Below are 14,753 nucleotides of genomic sequence, written 5' to 3'. Positions count from 1 at the left end.
TGCCATCGGCGAACGGCCGCTCTAGGGGAAAAGCCGGACACCGCCAAAGACGAGGGAGGACCGCGCGATGGACGAACGCGAAGAATCCCGGCCAGCGGACGGCGTCGCGACCACTGACGATCGCGAAGCTTTCATCCCGGAAACCGAGCTTGACGAGGACGACCGGCTGAAACCCGATTTCGTGCGCGATGTGATCGACCTTGCCGAAGCGGGCGAAAGCGAGGCGGCGCGCGAACGCATCGGCCGCCTCCACCCCGCCGACATCGCCGACCTGTTCGAACTTGCGCGCTCCGACGAGCGGCCCATGCTCGCCGCGGTGCTCGGCGACATGCTTTCCGCCGACGTCCTGGCAGAAATGAACGATTATGTGCGCGAGGAGCTGATCGGCCTGCTCGCGCCCGAACAGGTGGCCGAACTCGCGTCCGAACTCGATACCGACGACGCCGTCGCGATCATCGAGGACATGGAAGCCGACGAGCAGCAGGCGGTGCTCGACGCGATGGAGCCCGAGGATCGCGCCGCGATCGAGGATGCGCTTTCTTTCCCCGAGGAATCGGCGGGCCGCCTGATGCAACGCGACCTCGTCGCGGTGCCCGAACATGTCACGGTCGGCGACGTGATCGACCGGCTGCGCGAGGATGCCGAACTTACCAGTGATTTCTGGGAAATATATGTTGTCGACCCGATGCACCGGCCGGTCGGCACCTGCCAGCTCAGCTGGATCCTCCGCACCCCGCGCGACATCGCGATCAGCGACGTGATGAAGCGCGAGCAGACGCTGATCCCCGTGGACATGGACCAGGAAGAGGTCGCGCTGCGCTTCCAGAAATATGCGCTGATCTCCGCCGCCGTTGTCGACAAGGCCGGACGCCTCGTCGGCATGATCACCGTGGACGACATCGTCCACATCATCCAGGAAGAGGCGGGCGAGGATATATTGCGGCTGTCGGGCGCGGGCGACGGCGACATCAACGAACCGATTCGCGAAACATACAGCGCGCGCGTGCGCTGGCTGATCGCGAACCTCGGTACCGCGCTCGTCGCATCGACGATTGTTGGCCTGTTCGGCGGCGCGATCGAACAGATGGTCGCGCTTGCCGCGCTGATGCCGATCGTCGCGGGGGTCGGCGGCAACGCCGGCACGCAAACGCTTGCCGTCACAGTGCGTGCGCTGGCGATGAACCAGCTCACCGATTCGAACAGCTGGCGCGCGATCTGGCGCGAGATGAAGATTGCGCTGCTCAACGGCGGTACGATCGCGCTGATCGCCGGGGCTGGCACCGCGCTGTGGTTTGCCAACCCGGCGCTGGGCGGCGTGATCGCCGCGGCGATGATCGTCAACATCTTCGTCGCGGGGGTTGCCGGGGTCGCAATCCCCCTGTTGCTCGACCGGCTCGATCAGGATCCCGCGGTCGCCAGTTCGATCTTCGTGACGATGACGACCGATTCGATGGGCTTTCTGGCGTTCCTCGGCCTTGCGGTGCTCAGCGGCCTGACGACGCTATAGCCCAAATATCTGGAATCACTGGATTGACAAATGGCGGCAAAAAAATGCTGCCCCTGTCGCTTTTTTCGGGAACCAATCGCCCGCGTCGGTCGTTTCCCGTTCGAGCAGCGGTCATCGCCCCCCCCGCAGCGCTGCTCAGCAACATTGGCCCGGCCCGCATTCCCTCCCCCCCCCCTCGAAGCGTGCCGGGCCATTTTGCATCAGGATTTGGGTAAAGGTAAGAAGATGACTGGTTTTCGTGCAATCATCCTGGCCCTGCTCGCCAGTTTTCTGGTCGCTGGCTGCAATACGGTGAAGGGCGTCGGCCGCGACATCGAATCGGTCGGCGAGGCGGGCGACCGGGCCATCTGACTCGATATTTCGCTTACCCTAAGCCTCTTCGAGAGGCTCGACAGGCGCCGCTTCGGCGCCTGTTTTGCGTCGGCGCTGGGTGAACCAGATCGCGAAGATCGAAAATTCATAGAGCAGGATCAGCGGCACCGCGAGCAGGAACTGGCTCAATATGTCGGGCGGCGTTGCCACCGCCGAAATGGCGAAGGCGGCGACAATCATATAGCGGCGCGCCGAAATGAGCTGGTCGCGGCTGACCAGCCCCGCACGTTCGATGAGCATCAGCAGGATCGGCAGCAGAAAGGCGATGCCGAACGCCATGATGAACTGCATCGTGAAGCTCAGATAATTGCCCACCGACGGCAGGGCTTCCTGCGTCACACCGCCGACATCACCCTGAAAGCCAAGCAGGAAGCGCAGCGCGAGTGGGATGGTGATGAAATAGGCGAAGGACGCCCCCACCGCGAACAGCACCGGCGTCGCAAAGAGGAACGGCAGCAACGCGCGCTTTTCCTGGCGATAGAGGCCGGGCGCAACAAACTTCCAGAGCTGGTTCGCAATCACCGGAAAGGCGATCATCATCGACGCGAAAAAGGCGACCTTTACCTCGACGAAAAAGGCCTCGAACAGCTGTGTATAGATGAGCTTGCCCTGCCCCGCCGCGATCAGCGGCTGAACAAGGATCGCAAAGATCGGCCGCGCGAAATAGAAACACACACCAAACGCAAGCGCGACGGCAAGCAACGACTTGAGAAGGCGCGAGCGCAGTTCGATCAGATGGTCGAGCAGCGGCATCTTGCCGCCCGTGCCATCCTCCTCTGCCGCATCGCCGGGCGCCGGATCGCTCATGGCAGCGCCTCGCCGCGCGGTGGAACGACATGTGTTTCGGCCTCGCCCGTTCCGATCGCTTTGCCCTTGTCCGCGTCCGCGCTTTGGGCCGGATGCGATGCGCTGCCTGTCGGCGTCGCCGCGGCGGCCGCATCGATGTCGTCGACGCGCGGGAACTCGCGCATGATCGCCTCATTCTGCTCGCGCCACTGTTTCTCAAGCTCTTCCAGCTCGGCCTCGCGCATCATTGTGTCCAGCCCGGCGCGGAAATGACGCGCCATACCGCGCGCCTTGCCCAGCCATTTGCCGACAAAGCGCATCGCCTTCGGCAAATCCTTCGGCCCGATGACCACCAGGGCCACCACCACGACGAGCAGCAACTCGGTGGGCGCAACATCGAACATGATCTAAAACGTCTCCCGCTTGCCGAGAAAACGCGGTCAGCGGCGTTCGGTTTCCGCGGTCGGAGTCGGCGCGGGCGCGTCGGAAATGCGCTGTCCTTCGATCTGCTTCGGCGCGGGCGTCGGCGTGTCGTCGTCGGCCATGCCCTTCTTGAAGCTCTTGATGCCCTTGGCGACGTCGCCCATCATGTCCGAGAAGCGGCCCTTGCCGAACAGCAGCAGGACGAGGATCCCGACCACAAGCCAGTGCCAGATGCTGAAGCTACCCATCTCATATTCTCCTTGAAGGGCTCATCTAAGCCTCTTCACCGTCTTTTACTAGGTCCAGCTCACCCATCGCCGCATCAAAAGCGAGATCGACGGGATCGAGCAGCCCCGCGGCGCGCAGATCGTCGATCCCTGGCAGATCCTTGCGGCTTGCAAGCCCGAAATGTTGCAGAAAGGCGTCGGTCGTCTTGTAGATGAGCGGGCGCCCCGGCACTTCGCGCCGCCCGGCCGGAGCGATCCATTCGGCTTCCATCAGCACGTCGAGCGTGCCCTTCGACGTCTGAACGCCGCGGATCGCCTCTATCTCCGCGCGGCTGACGGGTTCGTGATAGGCGACGATCGCCAGCACCTCGGCGGCAGCGCGGGACAATTTTCGTGGGTCGTCGCGTTCGCGGCGGAGCAGATGCGCCAGATCCGCGGGCGTCTGGAAATGCCAGCGCCCGCCGCGCTCGACGAGTTCGATGCCGCTCCCCGCATGGCGCGCGGCAATGGTTTCGATGATCGCCTTCACCTGTCCCGGCGTCATTTCGTCGCCAAGCCGACCGGCAATCTGTCGTGCGTCGAGCGGCTCGTCGCTGGAAAAAAGCATCGCCTCGATCGCGCGCTCCAGATCGTCGATCATGCCCCCTGCCCCCCTGTCGCCGTCCTAAGATAGAGCGGCTCGAACGCCCGCTCCTGCCGCAAATCGACCCGGCCCTGCCGCGCCAGTTCGAGCGCCGCAACGAAGGTCGACGCGATCGCCGAGCGGCGAAGCGGCCCTCGATAGTCGGCGGGCAGGAAATCGGCCAGCTCGCCCCAGTCGAGCCTGACCCCCAGCATCCGTTCGAGATGATGAAGCGCGGCGTCGAGCGTGACGACGGGGCGCCGCGACACCATATGGACCACCGGTTCGGAGCGCAGTTTCACCTGCCCGTAAGCGGCGAGGAGATCATAAAGGCTGGCATCCCAGCGCCGCCGCTTCACGTCGCGCAGCCCTTCGGGCTGCGGACGCAGGAAGACGTCGCGGCCGATGCGGTCGCGCGCGAGCAGGCGCGCCGCAGCCTCGCGCATCGCCGCGAGGCGCTGGAGCCTGAGTTGCAGGCGCAGCGCAAGTTCGTCGGGCGACGGCTCCTCCAGCGGGTCTTTGGGCAGCAACAGCGCCGATTTGAGATAGGCGAGCCATGCGGCCATCACCAGATAATCGGCCGCCACCTCCAGCTTGAGCTCGCGCGCTTCGGCGATGAAGCGCAGATATTGTTCGACCAGCGCCAGTATCGATATTTGCTTGAGATCGACCTTCTGGCTACGCGCGAGCGCAAGCAGCAGATCGAGCGGGCCTTCCCAGCTTTCAAACGACAATTGCAGCGCATCGTCGCGGGCCGTCGGCGGCGGCGCCATGTTGAACGCGAGCGACAGCCCCTCCATCGGCGCGTCAGGCCATCGCCAGAAGCGCGTCACGCTGATCGACGAGCGCGGCGAATTCGCCTTCGTCGCGCACGCCCGCGATCCGGTCCATCGCGCCTTCAAGCCGTGCGCGCGATACGGTGCTGATCGGGTCGAGCCGATTGGCGATACCGATCATGTCGTCCATCCGCGCCCAGCAGTTGAGCGCGATGTCGCACCCTGCCGCGATTGCCTCAGCCGCGCGCGAAGGCACGTCGCCCGACAGCGCCTTCATGTCGAGATCGTCGGTCATCAACAGACCATGAAAACCGATGCGTTGGCGGATCACGCTGTCGATGACGGTCGGTGAAAGCGTAGCGGGCCGGTCGGGATCCCACGCCGCGAAAATGACATGGCAAGTCATCGCCATCGCCGCGTCGCGCAGCGCGGCAAAGGGGGCAAGGTCGGTCTGAAGCTCGCGGTCGGAGGCGGTGACCGTCGGCAGGGCTTCGTGCGTGTCGAGCAGCGCGCGGCCATGGCCGGGGATATGTTTGACGATGCCGACAACGCCGCCCGCCTGCAGGCCGCCCAGAATGGCGCGTCCAAGCGCGGCGACGCGCATCGGCTCGCTGCCGAGCGCGCGGTCGCCGATCACGTCGCTGGCGCCGGGCTGGCGCACATCGAGGAGCGGCAGGCAGTCAACCGTGATGCCGACTTCGGTCAGCATCGCCGCCAGCGCCATCGCATTAAGGCGCGCCGCCTCGATCGCGCTGGCGGGCGCGCGCTCATAAAGCGCGTCAAAGGCGGCGCCGCTTGGAAAGGCGGGCCATTCGGGTTCCTTCATGCGCGCAACGCGGCCGCCTTCCTGGTCGATGAGGATCGGCAGGTTGCTCCGTCCGTCGAGGCTGCGCAGTTCGTCCGTCAGACGGCGGAGCTGGTCGCGGTTCTCGATATTCCGTCCGAACAAAATATAGCCCGCAGGCGCGCAATCGCGAAAGAAAGCGCGCTCATCGTCGGTCAGGGCCAGCCCGGACAGGCCGAAAATCGCCGGAATCATCGTGCGTCAAACTCCATCGGCCGCCGCCCCGCCCACGACGGCCATGGCGGCGATCATGCCACAGCCACGCGATTGCACCAACGGAGTCTGCGGCCAAGCGGGGCGATTCAGCGGACGATGACGCAATTTTCACCAGCGACGCGCAGTTTTCCGCATAGATTCGATGCGTTGGCGGCCGTTCCTGCGGGAACGCGCAAACGATAGATAGTGCCCGATCCGACCTTGGCGGGTGAAATCACCCGGTCGAGTTCGGCGAGATAGGCAAAACGCTTCGACAGGTTCGTCCAGGCCTTGGTCGCGGCGCCTTCGCTGCTGAATGCTCCCAGCTGGATCATGGCACCGCCTGGCGACGCCGGTTCGGGCGCTGCCGTCGCCTTTGCAGGCGCCTTGGGCTCTGCCTTCGCCGCCGCAGCGGGCGCCTTCGCCTGCTTCGCGGCGGCATCGCGCTCCGCCACCGTCACCGCCGGCTCTTCGGGCATTCGCGACGGATCGACCTTGCCCGCCGGCGCCGCTCCCTCGCTGGCGGAGAAGCTGGCATCGCCCTCGCCCTCGAACGTCTTCGCGCCGTCGCTCTTGGGGGCGATCTTATAGTCGCCCTTTTCGGCGACAATCAGCTCGCCCTTGCCGCGCGCGCCGCCATTCTGGATCCACCACAGCCCGCCCAGCACCGCGCCGATCAGCAACAGGCCGCCAAGCACCATGATCAGCAGGCGCGCAGGCGACACCTCGCCATCCTCATCGAAGCCATCGGCGGCCTCCAGCCAGGGCAGTCGGCCCTCATCGTCGAGCCCCAGCCCGTCGTCGCGTCGTTGCGTATCGTCGTTACCGGCCATCAGTTCATCTCCTCGAGCGCCTCAACCCCCATGAGTTGCAGCCCGTTGCGGATGATCTGCCCGATTCCATCGGCCAAATAAAGGCGGGTCGCGGTCAATTCGGGGTCATTGTCGAGCACGATGCGCGCCGCGGGATCGTCGTTGCCCAGATTGTACCAGGCGTGAAAGGCCGCTGCGACATCGGCCAGATAGAAAGCGATCCGGTGCGGTTCGCGCGCATAGGCCGCCGCCTCGACGATCCGCGGGAATTGCGCCAGCAGTTTGACGAGCGACAGTTCATTGGCACCCAGCCGCTCGGCCGCCGGGGCCGGAAGCAGGATTCCTGCATCCGCCGCCTTCTTGCGCAACCTCGAAATCCGCGCATTGGCATATTGCAGATACCAGACGGGATTGTCGCGCGACGCCTCGACGACCTTGGCAAAGTCGAAATCCATCTGCGCGTCGGCCTTGCGCGTCAACATGGTGAAACGCACCGAATCCTTGCCGACCTCGTCGACGACATCGGCCAGCGTGACGAAATTGCCGGCGCGTTTCGACATCTTGAACGGCTCGCCATTTTTGAGCAGGCGAACCATCTGCACCAGCTTGACGTCGAAACGCGTCTTGCCGCCGGTCAACGCCGCGACCGCGGCCTTGATCCGCTTGACCGTCCCGGCATGATCGGCGCCCCATATGTCGATGAGTTCGTCGGCCGTTTCGCTTTTCTGGAAATGATAGGCGAGGTCGGCGCCGAAATAGGTCCAGCTGCCGTCCGATTTGCGGATCGGGCGATCCTGATCGTCGCCAAATTGCGTCGATCGGAACAGCGGCAGTTCGACCGGCTCCCAGTCTTCGGGCGTTTCGCCCTTCGGTGCTTCCAGGATGCCGTCGTAGACCAGCCCCTGTTCGCGCAGCAATTTTTCGGCCGCCGCGGGCTTTCCCGCCGCCTGAAGCTCGGCTTCGGACGAGAAGAGGTCGTGATGGATGCCAAGCTTGGCAAGATCGGCGCGGATCATGTCCATCATCGCGCTGACGGCTTCGGTGCGGAACAGGCCGAGCCACGCGCTTTCGGGCGCCGCAACGAAACGGTCGCCATGCTCGGCGGCCAGCTTCTGGCCAACGGGAATCAGATAGTCGCCCGGATAAAGGCCCTCTGGAATGGCGCCCACATCTTCGCCGAGCGCTTCGCGATAGCGCATATGGACCGAACGCGCCAGGACGTCCACCTGCGCCCCCGCATCGTTCACATAATATTCGCGGATCACCTCGTGCCCCGCATATTCGAGCAGCGCCGCGAGCGCATCGCCGACCACCGCCCCGCGGCAATGACCGACATGCATCGGCCCCGTGGGGTTCGCCGAGACATATTCGACATTGACGCGCCGTCCCCGGCCCATCTGCGAGCGGCCGTAATCGGCGCGCAGTTCGTGAATCAGCGCCAGTTCGTCGCGCCAGCTGTCGTCGGCGAGGCGCAGGTTGATGAATCCCGGTCCGGCCACACTCGCCTCGACGACCTCGTCCAGCGCGCCGAGTTCGGCCACCAGCAGTTCGGCGAGCGCGCGCGGGTTCATCCCCGCCGGTTTGGCGAGCACCATCGCGGCATTGGTGGCAATGTCGCCATGCGCCGCGTCGCGCGGCGGCTCGACGCTGACCGCCGAGCGGTCGAGTCCGGCGGGTATGACGTCGCGGGCGGCGAGCGCATCGAGCGTGGCATCGATATGGTCGGAAAAGCGGCGGAACAGGGTCATGGACGGGGCCTGGCTTCGTTCAATAGTCGTGGGGCGCCCTATAACAGCTCGGCGGGCGCGAAAAGCCCCGCGTCGCCGGTCGGCGGAGCGGGGCGCGAGCGTGCGACCGGCGCAGGGCGCCGCCGCATCACCTATCGTCGGACATTATATTCGAGCTGTTCTTGCGTCAGCTGGAAGCCGACAAGCAGCTCAAAGCTGGCGCGTTGCACCGCCGCGCGCACTTCGGGAAGGCTGAGCGGGTCGATCGCCGCATCCTCGTCACCCGCCTTGCGCTTGCGCGTGATGCGTTCCTGAATGTCGGCGGGCAGGGTCGCCGCCGCGCGGTCGACATAGGCCGATGCCTGCCCGCGTCCCGTGCCGCGCGTCTGTCCTTCGGCAAAGGTCACCGCGACATTGCCCAGGCGCTTGGCGACGACGGCGGTGCCGCCTTGCAACACCGTTGCATAATAGGGCAAGGTCACCGTGCGTGCCGGCCCCGCATCGCGGCGCGTGGCGATCACGTCGAACGTCGCAAGCTGGTAAACCTTGTCGCCGCTATCGTTGCACTGCGGCGTCACATTGGTGATCGTCGCGACGATGTCGATTGCCCGCGCATCGCGGCTAGTCGCCGGATCGAACAGCGTGATGTCGCCCGTATGAAGCGGAACGGCGACCGCCGGACAGGCGCTTCGCGTCGCGGTGATGCCGACGCCGCCCGCCACCTCGATCTCGTTGTCGCGCGCGCAGCCCGCAACCATCGCCATGGCCGCCCCGCCGCACACAAGGATCAGACTTTTGCGGAACGGTAACGAAATGGCCATCATGACAAGACTTTCCAAACAGGCGCGCGGACAGGGCCGGAACGATCGATCCCGCTTCATGCGCGCCGCTTCTTATCGGCGCGATGAACGAGGCGCAACCGCGACGCAACCGACGAAGCCGCTTTACCGCGAAGGACTTGCTGCGCTAGAGCGCGGGCATCATGAACGCACCTTATTCGACGATGCCGGCGACGACCGGTGACGGCGCCCTGCTCACGGTATTGATCGCCGCACCGCGGGGCTTTTGCGCCGGCGTCGACCGCGCGATACGGATCGTTGAGCTGGCGCTCGAACGATTCGGCGCGCCCGTCTATGTGCGGCACGAAATCGTCCACAACCGCTATGTTGTCGAATCGCTGAAAGCCAAGGGGGCGATCTTCGTCGAATCGCTCGATCAGGTTCCCGACGGGGTTCCCGTTGTTTTCAGCGCTCACGGCGTGCCCAAATCGGTGCCCGCAAAGGCCGAAATGCGCGGGCTCGACTATATCGACGCAACCTGTCCGCTGGTCTCAAAGGTGCATCGCCAGGCCGAACGCGCGCATGAGGCAGGCCGTCACATCATTTTCATCGGCCATGCCGGGCACCCGGAGGTCGTCGGCACGCTGGGACAATTGCCCGAAGGCGCAATGACGCTGGTCGAATCGGTCGACGATGTCGCCGCGCTGGCACCTGCCGACCCCGACCGGCTTTCTTTCCTGACCCAGACCACGCTTTCGGTCGACGACACGCGCGACATCGTCGCGGCGCTGCAGCATCGGTTCCCCGCCATTGCCGGGCCGCGGGGCGAGGATATCTGCTATGCGACCTCGAACCGGCAGGAAGCGGTGAAAGCCATCGCGACGCGATGCGACCGAATGATCGTGATCGGGGCGCCGAACAGTTCGAACAGCCTGCGGCTCGTTGAGGTGGCCGAGCGGCTCGGCACGCCAGCGCATCTGGTCCAGCGCGGCAGCGACGTCGATCCCGCCTGGCTCGATGCCATTGGAACGCTTGGCATAACTGCGGGTGCGAGCGCTCCGGAAACGCTGGTGCGCGAAGTCATCGACGCCGTGGCCGCCGTGCGTCCGGTCAACGAGAATGTGGTCGTGACCGCTGAGGAAAATATGGTGTTCAAGCTGCCGCGCGGCCTCGAAGCCGCCTGATGGCTGTCTATACCCACGTCGAGCCCAGCGACCTTGCCGCGCTGATCGCCCGCTATGACATCGGCACGGTGGTGTCGTGCAAGGGAATCGCCGAGGGGGTCGAAAACAGCAATTTCCTGCTCGAAACAACGCATGGCCGCTTCATCCTGACGCTTTATGAAAAGCGTGTCAGCGAAGGCGATCTGCCCTTTTTCGTCGACCTGCTCGATCATCTGGCAAAGCGCGATTGCCCCGTCCCCGCCATGATCCGCGACCGCGAGGGCGTGGCGATCCAGCAGGTTTCGGGACGCGCGTCGTGCGTCATCCAGTTCCTGCCCGGCATTTCCCTGACCCATCCCACGCCCGGCCAGTGCGAGGCGGCCGGTGCGGCGCTGGGCGCGATGCACCGCGCCGTTGCCGATTTTGCGGGTGCACGCGAAAACAGCATGGGGCATCGCCACTGGCGGGCGATTGCCCAGGGCGCGGGCGATCTTGACGGGGTGATTCCGGGATTGCAGGCAATTGTCGATCAGGAACTCGACCATCTCGACGCGCACTGGCCACACGACCTGCCCGCGCACGTCGTTCACGCCGACCTGTTCCCCGACAATGTGCTGATGCTCGGCGAGCGCGTCACCGGCCTGATCGATTTCTATTTCGCTGCGACCGATTACCGCGCCTATGATGTCGCGGTCACGCACGCGTCGTGGGCCTTTTCCACCGATGGCAGCGACTGCGATATCGCTCGCGCCGCGGCGCTGATGCGCGGCTATGCACGCGAAATCGCTCTGACCGACGAAGAGTTTGCGGCGCTGCCGCTGCTGGCGCGCGGCGCTGCGCTGCGTTTTTTGCTCACACGCGCGCACGACTGGATTCACACGCCACCGGGCGCGCTCGTCACCCGCAAGGATCCCGCGCCCTTTCTTGCACGCCTGCGGCGTTATCAGGCGTCCGACGCAGCCACGCTGTTCTCCGCGGCATGACGGAAGGGCAAACGGTCATCGTCGCCACCGACGGCGCGTGCAAGGGCAATCCCGGCCCCGGCGGCTGGGGCGCCGTCCTGCGCTGGGGCGACGTCGTCAAGACGATGTCGGGGGGCGAAGCCGACACGACGAACAACCGCATGGAACTGATGGCTGCGATCGAGGCGCTCGCGGCGCTCAAGCGTCCGTGCAACGTCGAACTGTCGACCGACAGCGTCTATGTCCGCGACGGCATCACCAAATGGGTCTTTGGCTGGCAGAAAAACGGCTGGAAAACGGCCGCAAAAAAACCCGTCGCGAACGCCGACCTGTGGCAACGGCTGATAAAGGAGGCCGCCCGGCACAAGATCGAATGGCTGTGGGTCAAGGGCCATGCCGGGCACGGCGACAATGAACTTGCCGACAAGCTTGCCCGCGATGCGGCGCTGGAAGTGGCGCGGGCGCGCTGAACGCCCGCGCACGATCACTATTCGGTTTCGCGGACCTCGGCGCCGGGACCGTTTTTCTGGATCGACTCGATGGCATTTTTCGCCGACGCCTTGCTGTTGTAACCTTCGGTCCAGAAGATCGATTCGCTATTATATTTGAAACAGGCGACAAATTCGCCGGCTTTGTTCTTCTTGATCTCGAAATAATGGGCCATACCATCCTCCACCGGTCACGCCGCGCCGGGGGTGGCGGGGCAAGCCCATGCTAATCCAGCAATTTCAGCGCGCAAGGGGGCGATGACTTACGCAAAGCGCGACGCCGCAAAGGGCGACGGGTCGATCCGCCCGATCGCGCCCCGCGGTTCCGGCGCTCCAAGCTGCGCGGCGAGCAATCCGGCGATCGCAGGGGCGGTCTGGATACCGAAACCGCCCTGCCCTGCACACCAGATGAAGCGCGCTTCGTGCGGATCGGATCCGAACACCGGCAGCCGGTCAGGCGCGAAGCTCCGCAGTCCGGCCCATTTGCGCTCGACCGCGGCAACCGGCCAGTCGACGACCGACTGCAACCGGTCGATCGCGGTTGCAACATCGATATCTTCGGGCGCGACGTCGTGCGGATCGACGGGCGTTTCGTCGTGCGGGGTCAGCCAGATGCGTCCCTCACTCTCGCCTTTGAAGTAAAAGTCGCCGCCGATGTCGATCACCAGCGGCAGCGCGGCCGGGGTGGGAACGCCGAGCCGCAGTTGCACCATCGTGCGCCGGCACGGCCGAATGCCCAGCGGCGCGATGCCCGACGCCGCCGCGACCCTGTCGGCCCATGCGCCTGCCGCGTTGACCAACAGGTCGGCGTGGATCGTGGCGCCACCGACCTCGACGACCCACCCCGCGGCCACGCGGCACGCGCGGCGCATCGAGGCGCGCGTGACGAGCTGCGCCCCGGCCCGCTTCGCGGCGCGCAGGTAGGCGGCGTGAAGCCGCCCCACGTCGATGTCGCGGCACCCGCTTTCATAGGCGGCCTCACACCATTGCGGCCGCAATCCGGGGACCAGGGCGGCAACGGCGTTCCCCGATATCCGTTCGACGGCCACGCCTTTAGGCCTGAACTCGTCGGCAAAGGCGTCGACCGCCGCGGCGTCGGCGGCGCGCCCCAGCGTCAACGCGCCGCGCGGCGTCAGAAAACCCCGCTCGGCAAAATCGGCGTGGGGCCGGTCAAGCGCCTCGAACGACGCGCGGGTCAACGGCTGCACTCCCGCGCCGCCATAGCTTTCGTGCCAGAAGGCCGCCGATCGGCCCGTCGCGTGATAGCCCGGTGCATCCTCGGCCTCGACAAGCAGGACACGGCGCCACGGCGCCAGCGCAGCGGCAAGACTGGCGCCCGCAATCCCCGCGCCAACGATCAGGACGTCGGTAGCGGAAGGGGCGGCGGCGGTCATGCTGGCCGCATATCGGCTGCCTCGCGGAATGCAAGCGCGGCGGCTGCGCAGCGACGAACATGGTTACTTTTTGGTAAGCCATAGGGCGTAGACGCATGGCGATGGAGAATGGCACGATTGCGCTGGGCCTGATGGCCGTTCTGGGGCTGATGATGATCGCCGCGGCGATCAGCGACATCCGGTCGCGGACTATTTCCAACGAACTCAACGCCGCGATGGCGATATTGGCGATCCCTTTCTGGGTTGCGTCCGGGCTGGCGCTCTGGCCGGACGTGCCGATCCAGTTCGGCGCGGCGCTGCTTGTCTTTCTGGTTTTCGCGGGGCTTTTCGCAATCGGCGCGATGGGCGGCGGCGATGTCAAAATGATCGGTGCGGTGATGCTGTGGATGCCGCTGCCGCTGTTTCTGCCCATGTTGATGGTCATGGCGATTGGCGGCGGAATCCTTTCGGTCATCATGCTTATCCACATGAAATTGCGTCCATCGGGCAAGGCGGTGGAGGTGCCATATGGAGTCGCCATCGCTGCCGCAGGGCTTTGGGCGCTTCACCAACATTATCTTAACCAGTTTCAGGCTATCGGTTTGTCCTGAGGGCAAGCGCCGCCGTTTCCGGACGGTGCAGGAGGCGAAAAATCGTCATGGATACGCGAAAGATTATGCTGATCGTCGGCGCGCTGGTGATTGCCATCGGCGCGGCATTCGGGGTCAACTACATGATGCGCGGAGCGGGGGCTCCTGCCGCGCGGGCGGCCGCGGCGCCAGAGATTACGGGTCCGATGATCCTGGTGGCGACACGGCAGTTGCCCGTCGGCACGATCATCGGACCGGACAGCTTCCGGTTCCAGCCCTGGCCGAAAGAGCTCGTCGAAAATGCGTATTTCGTGAAAGAAAAAACCGATGTGAACACGTTGGTCGGCACCGTCGTGCGCCACCCGATCACGGCCGGACAGCCGCTTACGCAGGGTGCGCTCGTGCATCCCGACGACCGCGGATTCCTCGCCGCTGCGCTGGGCCCGGGGATGCGCGCGATCACCGTCAAAGTGTCGCAGGAACAGGGCGTCGCCGGCTTCGTCTTTCCCGGCGACCGTGTCGACGTGATGCTCACGCAGACGATCGACGTGAAGGAAGGCAGCACCTATCCCGACGAGCAGATTTTCACTGCCGAAACCATCGTTCGCAATATCCGCGTGCTGGCAACCGACCAGCGCTACGATGCCGAGGATGAAACGGGCAAGACGCCCGTTCGCACCTTTGGTTCGGTGACGCTGGAAGCGACGCCGGAGATCGCCGAAAAAATCGCGGTCGCGCAGGGCATGGGCAAATTGTCGCTCGCGCTGCGCCCGCTGGCCGAGAGTGCGGGGGAGCTGGACGCTGCAATCGCTTCGGGCGAAATCGATGTGCCGGCTTCGGGCGGCACGGCGGCGGAAAGGAAGATGCTGGCGCAGGCGGCCGCACGTCCGGTGGCCAGCCGTTCGTCGGCGACGACCGGCGGCGACGTGTCGCGCTTCTGGATACCGGTGCGCGGCCGAGTGACGTCGCCGCGTCCGCAGCAAACGGAAAACAGGGGCATTTATCCGACGTCCAACAATGGTCGCGAGGCGTCCGTTCCGACCGGCCCGGTCGTGCGCGTGACGCGCGGCGACAAAATGACCGAAGTTCCGGTTGGGGGTAAGTAAG

At 65.2% G+C, this 14,753-nt stretch carries 19 protein-coding genes; 8 read left to right on the top strand and 11 right to left on the bottom strand.

Translation table 11 applies throughout. From position 1 onward, the window contains the following. Positions 1-67 precede the first annotated feature (67 nt). A complete protein-coding gene (gene mgtE, locus HUW43_RS08195; RefSeq protein ID WP_188236938.1) occupies positions 68-1,507 on the top strand; it encodes a magnesium transporter in 1,440 nt (479 codons plus the stop codon). Positions 1,508-1,732: 225 nt separating this feature from the next. After that, positions 1,733-1,858 (top strand): entericidin A/B family lipoprotein, encoded by a 126-nt coding sequence (locus tag HUW43_RS08190; protein WP_188236937.1) that lies wholly within the window; start codon positions 1,733-1,735, stop codon positions 1,856-1,858. An 18-nt stretch (positions 1,859-1,876) separates the two neighbouring features. On the opposite strand, the gene tatC is transcribed toward HUW43_RS08190, so the two are convergent. From tatC to HUW43_RS08145, 9 genes are all read right to left on the bottom strand, one after another. Then, positions 1,877-2,686 (bottom strand): twin-arginine translocase subunit TatC, encoded by an 810-nt coding sequence (tatC, locus tag HUW43_RS08185; RefSeq protein WP_188236936.1) that lies wholly within the window; start codon positions 2,684-2,686, stop codon positions 1,877-1,879. Then, complete coding sequence (gene tatB, locus HUW43_RS08180; protein ID WP_188236935.1) at positions 2,683-3,069, bottom strand: Sec-independent protein translocase protein TatB; 387 nt, start codon at positions 3,067-3,069, stop codon at positions 2,683-2,685. Before tatB ends, tatC begins: the two co-directional genes overlap by 4 nt. Before the next feature lie 36 nt (positions 3,070-3,105). Further along, positions 3,106-3,336: a twin-arginine translocase TatA/TatE family subunit gene (locus HUW43_RS08175; RefSeq protein ID WP_188236934.1), complete on the bottom strand. Its 231-nt coding sequence runs from the start codon at positions 3,334-3,336 to the stop codon at positions 3,106-3,108. 25 nt (positions 3,337-3,361) lie between these two features. After that, positions 3,362-3,955 carry an SMC-Scp complex subunit ScpB gene (gene scpB / locus HUW43_RS08170; RefSeq protein WP_188236933.1) on the bottom strand — a complete coding sequence of 198 codons (594 nt, stop codon included), beginning with the start codon at positions 3,953-3,955 and terminating at the stop codon, positions 3,362-3,364. After that, complete coding sequence (locus HUW43_RS08165; protein WP_188237009.1) at positions 3,952-4,710, bottom strand: segregation and condensation protein A; 759 nt, start codon at positions 4,708-4,710, stop codon at positions 3,952-3,954. The genes scpB and HUW43_RS08165 overlap by 4 nt, the downstream gene beginning before the upstream one ends. A 34-nt stretch (positions 4,711-4,744) precedes the next feature. Beyond that, on the bottom strand, positions 4,745-5,752 hold the full coding sequence (gene nagZ / locus HUW43_RS08160) for a beta-N-acetylhexosaminidase (protein ID WP_188236932.1): 1,008 nt from the start codon (positions 5,750-5,752) through the stop codon (positions 4,745-4,747). 107 nt (positions 5,753-5,859) lie between these two features. Beyond that, positions 5,860-6,585: an SPOR domain-containing protein gene (locus HUW43_RS08155; RefSeq protein WP_188236931.1), complete on the bottom strand. Its 726-nt coding sequence runs from the start codon at positions 6,583-6,585 to the stop codon at positions 5,860-5,862. After that, complete coding sequence (gene argS, locus HUW43_RS08150; RefSeq protein WP_188236930.1) at positions 6,585-8,312, bottom strand: arginine--tRNA ligase; 1,728 nt, start codon at positions 8,310-8,312, stop codon at positions 6,585-6,587. The genes HUW43_RS08155 and argS overlap by 1 nt, the downstream gene beginning before the upstream one ends. A gap of 131 nt (positions 8,313-8,443) precedes the next feature. Beyond that, positions 8,444-9,115: a hypothetical protein gene (locus HUW43_RS08145; RefSeq protein WP_188236929.1), complete on the bottom strand. Its 672-nt coding sequence runs from the start codon at positions 9,113-9,115 to the stop codon at positions 8,444-8,446. On the opposite strand from HUW43_RS08145, the gene HUW43_RS08140 reads away from it, so the two are divergent. From HUW43_RS08140 to rnhA, 4 genes are read left to right on the top strand one after another with little or no spacing between them, the layout of a single operon-like run. After that, positions 9,105-9,314, top strand: a complete 210-nt coding sequence (locus HUW43_RS08140; RefSeq protein WP_188236928.1) for a hypothetical protein — start codon at positions 9,105-9,107, stop codon at positions 9,312-9,314. The genes HUW43_RS08145 and HUW43_RS08140 overlap by 11 nt on opposite strands. Beyond that, positions 9,274-10,254, top strand: a complete 981-nt coding sequence (ispH, locus tag HUW43_RS08135) for a 4-hydroxy-3-methylbut-2-enyl diphosphate reductase (protein WP_188236927.1) — start codon at positions 9,274-9,276, stop codon at positions 10,252-10,254. The genes HUW43_RS08140 and ispH overlap by 41 nt, the downstream gene beginning before the upstream one ends. Beyond that, entirely contained in the window at positions 10,254-11,216 is a 963-nt protein-coding gene (thrB, locus tag HUW43_RS08130) for a homoserine kinase (RefSeq protein ID WP_188236926.1), read from the top strand. The genes ispH and thrB overlap by 1 nt, the downstream gene beginning before the upstream one ends. Continuing rightward, positions 11,213-11,665: a ribonuclease HI gene (gene rnhA / locus HUW43_RS08125; protein WP_188236925.1), complete on the top strand. Its 453-nt coding sequence runs from the start codon at positions 11,213-11,215 to the stop codon at positions 11,663-11,665. Before thrB ends, rnhA begins: the two co-directional genes overlap by 4 nt. Positions 11,666-11,682: 17 nt before the next feature. On the opposite strand, the gene HUW43_RS08120 is transcribed toward rnhA, so the two are convergent. Together HUW43_RS08120 and HUW43_RS08115 are read right to left on the bottom strand one after the other, a co-directional pair. Continuing rightward, on the bottom strand, positions 11,683-11,859 hold the full coding sequence (locus tag HUW43_RS08120; protein ID WP_188236924.1) for a YegP family protein: 177 nt from the start codon (positions 11,857-11,859) through the stop codon (positions 11,683-11,685). Positions 11,860-11,946: 87 nt separating this feature from the next. Further along, the gene (locus HUW43_RS08115) at positions 11,947-13,077 is read right to left on the bottom strand and encodes an NAD(P)/FAD-dependent oxidoreductase (protein WP_188236923.1); all 1,131 of its coding nucleotides are present in this window, start codon (positions 13,075-13,077) and stop codon (positions 11,947-11,949) included. 95 nt (positions 13,078-13,172) lie between these two features. Between HUW43_RS08115 and HUW43_RS08110 the strand changes: the two genes are divergently transcribed. Together HUW43_RS08110 and cpaB are read left to right on the top strand one after the other, a co-directional pair. After that, the gene (locus HUW43_RS08110; protein ID WP_411157937.1) at positions 13,173-13,667 is read left to right on the top strand and encodes a prepilin peptidase; all 495 of its coding nucleotides are present in this window, start codon (positions 13,173-13,175) and stop codon (positions 13,665-13,667) included. A 47-nt stretch (positions 13,668-13,714) separates the two neighbouring features. Continuing rightward, positions 13,715-14,752: a Flp pilus assembly protein CpaB gene (gene cpaB / locus HUW43_RS08105; protein WP_188236922.1), complete on the top strand. Its 1,038-nt coding sequence runs from the start codon at positions 13,715-13,717 to the stop codon at positions 14,750-14,752. Position 14,753 lies beyond the last annotated feature (1 nt).

The sequence above is a fragment of the Sphingopyxis sp. LK2115 genome (assembly GCF_014595975.1).
In the GTDB taxonomy this organism is placed as follows: domain Bacteria; phylum Pseudomonadota; class Alphaproteobacteria; order Sphingomonadales; family Sphingomonadaceae; genus Sphingopyxis.
This window is presented reverse-complemented; position numbering and strand designations above follow the sequence as displayed.

Excerpts from the sequence above, each read along its gene's own strand:
- tatC (WP_188236936.1), bottom strand. The coding sequence starts at position 2,686 with ATGAGCGATCCGGCGCCCGGCGATGCGGCAGAGGAGGATGGCACGGGC.
- HUW43_RS08140 (WP_188236928.1), top strand. The coding sequence starts at position 9,105 with ATGGCCATCATGACAAGACTTTCCAAACAGGCGCGCGGACAGGGCCGG.
- HUW43_RS08155 (WP_188236931.1), bottom strand. The coding sequence starts at position 6,585 with ATGGCCGGTAACGACGATACGCAACGACGCGACGACGGGCTGGGGCTC.
- cpaB (WP_188236922.1), top strand. The coding sequence starts at position 13,715 with ATGGATACGCGAAAGATTATGCTGATCGTCGGCGCGCTGGTGATTGCC.
- rnhA (WP_188236925.1), top strand. The coding sequence starts at position 11,213 with ATGACGGAAGGGCAAACGGTCATCGTCGCCACCGACGGCGCGTGCAAG.
- argS (WP_188236930.1), bottom strand. The coding sequence starts at position 8,312 with ATGACCCTGTTCCGCCGCTTTTCCGACCATATCGATGCCACGCTCGAT.
- nagZ (WP_188236932.1), bottom strand. The coding sequence starts at position 5,752 with ATGATTCCGGCGATTTTCGGCCTGTCCGGGCTGGCCCTGACCGACGAT.
- ispH (WP_188236927.1), top strand. The coding sequence starts at position 9,274 with ATGAACGCACCTTATTCGACGATGCCGGCGACGACCGGTGACGGCGCC.
- tatB (WP_188236935.1), bottom strand. The coding sequence starts at position 3,069 with ATGTTCGATGTTGCGCCCACCGAGTTGCTGCTCGTCGTGGTGGTGGCC.
- HUW43_RS08165 (WP_188237009.1), bottom strand. The coding sequence starts at position 4,710 with ATGGCGCCGCCGCCGACGGCCCGCGACGATGCGCTGCAATTGTCGTTT.
- HUW43_RS08190 (WP_188236937.1), top strand. The coding sequence starts at position 1,733 with ATGACTGGTTTTCGTGCAATCATCCTGGCCCTGCTCGCCAGTTTTCTG.
- HUW43_RS08110 (WP_411157937.1), top strand. The coding sequence starts at position 13,173 with ATGGCGATGGAGAATGGCACGATTGCGCTGGGCCTGATGGCCGTTCTG.
- HUW43_RS08120 (WP_188236924.1), bottom strand. The coding sequence starts at position 11,859 with ATGGCCCATTATTTCGAGATCAAGAAGAACAAAGCCGGCGAATTTGTC.
- mgtE (WP_188236938.1), top strand. The coding sequence starts at position 68 with ATGGACGAACGCGAAGAATCCCGGCCAGCGGACGGCGTCGCGACCACT.
- HUW43_RS08115 (WP_188236923.1), bottom strand. The coding sequence starts at position 13,077 with ATGACCGCCGCCGCCCCTTCCGCTACCGACGTCCTGATCGTTGGCGCG.
- HUW43_RS08145 (WP_188236929.1), bottom strand. The coding sequence starts at position 9,115 with ATGATGGCCATTTCGTTACCGTTCCGCAAAAGTCTGATCCTTGTGTGC.
- HUW43_RS08175 (WP_188236934.1), bottom strand. The coding sequence starts at position 3,336 with ATGGGTAGCTTCAGCATCTGGCACTGGCTTGTGGTCGGGATCCTCGTC.
- thrB (WP_188236926.1), top strand. The coding sequence starts at position 10,254 with ATGGCTGTCTATACCCACGTCGAGCCCAGCGACCTTGCCGCGCTGATC.
- scpB (WP_188236933.1), bottom strand. The coding sequence starts at position 3,955 with ATGATCGACGATCTGGAGCGCGCGATCGAGGCGATGCTTTTTTCCAGC.